General features: G+C 67.0%; 4 protein-coding genes. All 4 read left to right on the top strand.

Features of this window, described 5'->3' with window-relative positions; all coding sequences use genetic code 11:
* The first annotated feature begins 3 nt into the window (after positions 1–3).
* Entirely contained in the window at positions 4–372 is a 369-nt protein-coding gene (locus tag AC1D12_RS28685) for a MerR family transcriptional regulator (RefSeq protein ID WP_047507009.1), read from the top strand.
* A gap of 34 nt (positions 373–406) precedes the next feature.
* Complete coding sequence (locus tag AC1D12_RS28680; protein ID WP_477844509.1) at positions 407–1,585, top strand: isovaleryl-CoA dehydrogenase; 1,179 nt, start codon at positions 407–409, stop codon at positions 1,583–1,585.
* Between the two features lie 211 nt (positions 1,586–1,796).
* Positions 1,797–2,954, top strand: coding sequence for an ABC transporter substrate-binding protein (locus AC1D12_RS28675; protein ID WP_465112755.1), 1,158 nt, complete (start codon positions 1,797–1,799; stop codon positions 2,952–2,954).
* Between the two features lie 34 nt (positions 2,955–2,988).
* The coding region (locus AC1D12_RS28670; RefSeq protein ID WP_477844506.1) for a Type 1 glutamine amidotransferase-like domain-containing protein at positions 2,989–3,298 on the top strand (310 nt) is incomplete at its 3' end.

The following is a 3,298-nucleotide window of genomic DNA, read 5'->3' as shown; positions in this document are numbered from 1 at the left end:
GGAATCACCTACACGATCAGCGAACTCGCCCGCGAATTCGACCTGACGACGCGGGCGATCCGCTTCTACGAGGACTGCGGGCTGCTGTCGCCGCAGCGTGCCGGGCGCAACCGCATCTACACCGCGCGCGACCGCACCCGGCTGAAACTGACGCTGCGCGGCAAGCGGCTCGGGCTGACGCTGTCCGAGGTGAAGGAGCTGGTCGACATGTACGAGTCGCCGCGCGACACGCAGGCCCAGCTGAAGAAATTCCTCACCGTGCTGGCGATGCACCGCCAGCAGCTGGAGCAGCAGATGGCCGACCTGCACGTCACGCTCGACGAGGTGCGCACGCACGAGAAAGAGGCGAAGCGCCTGCTGAATTCGCCCTGACACGATTCATCCCAGAAACTGACGGAGACACCCCATGAACCTGCCCGGACTCGACTTCCAGCTCGGCGAAGACATCGACGCGCTGCGCGACAGCGTGCGCGCCTTCGCCGAGGCCGAGATCGCCCCGCGCGCCGCCGGGATCGACCGCAGCGACCAGTTCCCGATGGACCTGTGGCGCAAGATGGGCGAGCTCGGCGTGCTCGGCGTCACCGTCAGCGAGGAATACGGCGGCGCCGACATGGGCTACCTCGCCCACATGATCGCGATGGAGGAGATCAGCCGGGCGTCGGCCAGCGTCGGGCTGAGCTACGGCGCGCACAGCAACCTGTGCGTGAACCAGATCAAGCGCAACGGCAGCGAGGCGCAGAAGCGCAAGTACCTGCCGAAGCTGATCAGCGGCGAGCACGTCGGTGCGCTCGCGATGAGCGAGCCGGGCGCCGGCTCCGACGTGATCAGCATGAAGCTGAAGGCTGAGGACAAAGGCGGCCACTACCTGCTGAACGGCACCAAGATGTGGATCACCAACGGCCCCGATGCCGACACGATGGTGGTCTATGCGAAGACCGAACCCGAGCTGGGCGCCCGCGGCGTCACCGCCTTCATCGTCGAGAAGGGCATGAAGGGGTTCAGCACCGCGCAGAAGCTCGACAAGCTCGGCATGCGCGGCTCGCACACCGGCGAGATGGTGTTCCAGAACGTCGAGGTGCCGGCCGCCAACGTGCTGGGCAGCCTGAACGGCGGCGCCAAGGTGCTGATGAGCGGGCTCGACTACGAGCGCGCGGTGCTCGCGGCCGGGCCGATCGGCATCATGCAGGCGGTGATGGACAACGTGGTGCCGTACATCCACGACCGCAAGCAGTTCGGCCAGAGCATCGGCGAGTTCCAGCTGATCCAGGGCAAGGTCGCCGACATGTACACCGTGCTGCAGGCGGCACGCGCCTTCTGCTACACGGTCGGCAAGAACCTCGATTCGCTCGGCGTCGAGCATGTGCGCCAGGTGCGCAAGGATTGCGCGAGCGTGATCCTGTGGTGCGCCGAGAAGGCCACCTGGATGGCCGGCGAAGGCATCCAGGTCTTCGGCGGCAACGGCTACATCAACGAGTACCCGCTCGGTCGTCTCTGGCGTGACGCGAAGCTCTACGAAATCGGCGCGGGCACCTCGGAGATCCGGCGCATGCTGATCGGTCGCGAGTTGTTCGCCGAGACGATGTGAATATGCTGCGGCGCGCCGATTCGAGCCCGTTTCCTGACGGCTGTTTGACAGGTTCGGGCGAATATCGCGCGCCGCCAAAAAGGCAAGAAAAAACTTCGCGCACCAGTTCACATCGGCTTGCAATTGAATCGCGAAATGAGTAGGGATATCCCTGTCTGTCTTTCTAAGATGCTGTCCATACGGCGCCGTTCGCGCCATACCGGAACATCTGATGTCTACCAAACCGACTTCCGCTGTGCAGCGCTTCCGTCTGCATGCGCTGGCCGTTACCGGCCTGCTGGCCGCCACGCTGGCTGCCCCGTTCGCGGCGCTGGCCGCCGAGCCGATCGTGATCGGCCAGGTTGCGCCGTTCACCGGCCCGCAGGCCGTGACCGGCAAGGCGATGAACGCCGGCGCGAAGCTCTACTTCGACGCGGTGAACCTGAAGGGCGGCGTGCGCGGCCGGCCGATCAAGCTGGTGACGCGCGACGACGCGCAGAAGCCCGAGGACAGCGTGCGCCTGACGCGCGAACTGATCGCCGCCGAAGCGCCGGTCGCGATGATCAGCACGGTGGGCACGGCCAACCTCGAGGCGCTGGCCAAGGACGGCGTCTACACGCAGACCAAGACCTCGCTGGTGGGCGCGGTGTCGGGTGCGGCCACGGTCGTCAAGGCGCCGGGCATGCACATCGTGAAGGCGAGCTACCACGACGAGGTGGGCCGCCTGTTCGACCAGCTGTCGCACGTCGGCGTGAAGCGCGTGGGCCTGGTCTACCAGGACGACGGCCTGGGCAAGGATGTGCTGGCCGGTGCGCAGGCGGCGGCGCAGACGCACGGCATCGAGCTGGCGGTGACGAGCGGCTATCCGCGCAACACGGTGCAGGTCGAGAAGTCGGTTGCCGACATCATCGACTCGAAGGTGCAGGTGGTGTTCCTCGGCGCGACCACCGCGGCCGGCATCGAGTTCGTCAAGCAGTACGCCGCCAAGGGCGGCCAGGGCATCCTGTACGGCATGTCGATCATCGACACCGATGCACTGCTGAAGGCGCTCGGCCCGGAGCGTGCACGCGGCTACGCGTTCTCGGTGGTGCTGCCGCTGCTGCAGCAGAGCAACCTGGCGGTGGTGCGCGAGTACATGCAGCTGAAGGCGGCCTCGAACAACCCGGACCTGTCGGCCCGCTCGATCGAGGGCTTCATCGCCGCGAAGGCGCTGGTGAAGGTGCTGGAGACCACGAACTCGCTGACGCCGGCTGGCGTCACCGCGGCGCTGAATGCCGCCAGCGCGATCGACGTCGGCGGCTACACGCTCGACTTCAGCGTCAACGACAAGCCGGGTTCGCACTACGTGAACTTCGCGATGTTCGGCGCGAACGGCAAGATCCTCAACTGACGACGGGGCCTGCATGCCCCGCGGGAGCGTGGGCATGACAGGGCACATCGTCGCGTTGGGCGGGGGCGGCTTCTCGATGGAGCCGGACAACCCCCGCCTCGACACCTGGATCCTCTCGCTCGCCCGCCGGCCCCGCCCGCGCGTGAGCTTCGTCGGCACCGCCAGCGGCGACAGCCCCGACTACCTGCTGCGCTTCTACAAGGCCTTCGCGAAGCTCGACTGCGAGGCCCGCCACCTGCCGCTGTTCCAGTTCGACCGCGGGCTCGACCTGCGCGCCGAGGTGCTCGCGAGCGACGTCGTCTACGTCGGCGGCGGCAACACGCCGGCGATGCTCGCGGTGTGGC

It is taken from the genome of Rhizobacter sp. P1_G5, from assembly GCF_056405435.1.
The sequence above is the reverse complement of the archived record's forward strand: the minus strand, read 5'-3'. Positions and strand labels throughout refer to the sequence as shown.

Bases quoted from the DNA above. Each gene is read 5' to 3' on its own strand.
- AC1D12_RS28680 (WP_477844509.1), top strand. From the start codon at position 407: ATGAACCTGCCCGGACTCGACTTCCAGCTCGGCGAAGACATCGACGCG.
- AC1D12_RS28675 (WP_465112755.1), top strand. From the start codon at position 1,797: ATGTCTACCAAACCGACTTCCGCTGTGCAGCGCTTCCGTCTGCATGCG.